The sequence below is a fragment of the Actinomadura rubrisoli genome (genome assembly GCF_004349215.1).
GTDB classification, from domain to species: domain Bacteria; phylum Actinomycetota; class Actinomycetes; order Streptosporangiales; family Streptosporangiaceae; genus Spirillospora; species Spirillospora rubrisoli.
Map to the genome: position 1 here is coordinate 1 of NZ_SMKU01000676.1, position 1,609 is coordinate 1,609.

Annotated in this window: 1 protein-coding gene and 1 pseudogene; both read left to right on the forward strand. The window is 66.6% G+C overall.

Annotated features, from left to right (window positions below; translation table 11 throughout):
- The coding region (locus tag E1298_RS46765) for an NsdA family TPR-like regulatory protein (protein WP_481726153.1) at positions 1–1,076 on the forward strand (1,076 nt) is incomplete at its 5' end.
- A gap of 267 nt (positions 1,077–1,343) precedes the next feature.
- Positions 1,344–1,609, forward strand: a pseudogene (locus E1298_RS46770) (hypothetical protein); the annotation flags it as partial.

Here is a 1,609-nt window from a genome sequence, read left to right on the forward strand (position 1 = left end):
CCCCTCCCCAGGCCCCTTCCTGCGCCCCTGCGGGTACCGTGGATCAAAGCTCCACTCCCAGCCAGGGGGATGACGACGTGAAACGCCGACGGCTCATTCAAGACGCGAGCGCTCTTACCGTGGGTGCCGTGGTCGCTCCTGTCATAGCCACGCTCACAGAGGCGTGGCAGGCGAGTCAGCCGCGGCTACCTGGTGCGTCCGTGTCCCGCGCCATGATCGACGATTGGTCCGCCGCCTATTCCGACCACATCCGTAGCTATCGGGTGGACGCGCCGGAAGTCGTCCTGGTCGGGCTGACCCGTGACTGGGCCGAGATGGCCCCGCACCTGGCCAGGAAGCAGCCCGAAGACGTCAGCCGCGACCTCGCCCATGCCGCGGCGAAACACGCCTACCTCATCGCGGGAACAGCCGTACAACTGCACGACACTCGCCTGGCCAACCGATGGTGGCTCACCGCTCGTGATCTGGCTGACAAGTCTGGAGACGCACTCCTTTCCGCGTACACGCGCACTTGGGAGGTCACCAACCGTGTCTCCGAGCCCAGGGAAGATTTCGCGGAGCTGCTCACCCTCGCGCGCGATGCCCGCCACCGGGCCGGCCAACGTCCGAGCCCAACACTGGTGTTCGCCACATCCGTGGAAGCGGAAGTACTCGTGTTCATGGGCGACCACCGCGCAGCGGTACAGAGCATCCGCAGAGCGGAAGAGACCTTCGACCGCATCCCGTCCGGCGAACCACACCGCGAAGAGCGGCTTCTCTTCGACCAGAGTTGCGTGTACTCCCTCGCCGGGCAGCACCATGCCGCCGAGGAGGCGCAGCAGGCTGCCCTGCGCTTCTACCGGCCCGACACATACCTCTATACCGCCGTTCAGCTCAAGCTCTACCACGCTGCCATGCACGCCCGGACCGACCCCGGCGAGGCCACCAAGGAAGCCGTAAACGTGATCAACGCCGTCCCCCCAGAACGGCGAATCAAGCGAGTCACGCGCACCGCCCGCCACGTCCTTCGTGCTGTACCCGAGGGAGCGCGCTCGCTTCCTGCTGTCCAGGAACTAAAAGCGCTGATCGCCGGGTAGTTACCCGTACACGACGACGCCTCGCCGATCGTCGCGGTCGGCGGGGCGTCCTGCGTTCGGCTCAGTTCGTGTGGTCGATGACAGGTCCACGACGAGCAGCGACCAGTCACGGTGAGCGCGAGCCGCCCATTCATGATGGGTCGGACCACCTTCCGGCCAAACCATTGAGTGAAAACCCTGCACGGTGCGTTACGGAACGCTCACAATGGCCTCAGAGCAGGGGACATCCCCGTGTTCCCGTCCCAGCGGTGAAGGGTGTCAGGCGTCATGACCGTCCAGCAGCGCCCCGCGTGGGCCGTCCACCTCCAGGCCGCTCGCGAAGCACGCGGCTGGGGACCCTTCGAGACCGCCCGTCGGCTGCGCGAAGCGATCGGCATCACCAGCCACCCCGGCGACAAGGTCAAGAGCCTGGCCAAGCAGGTCACCCGGCACGAAAAGGGGCACGTGTTCCCCACCGACTGGGCCCCCGCCTACGCCGCCGTGCACGGAATCCCGCAAGACGAACTGTTCCCCGCCCCTCCCGAAGCACCTAC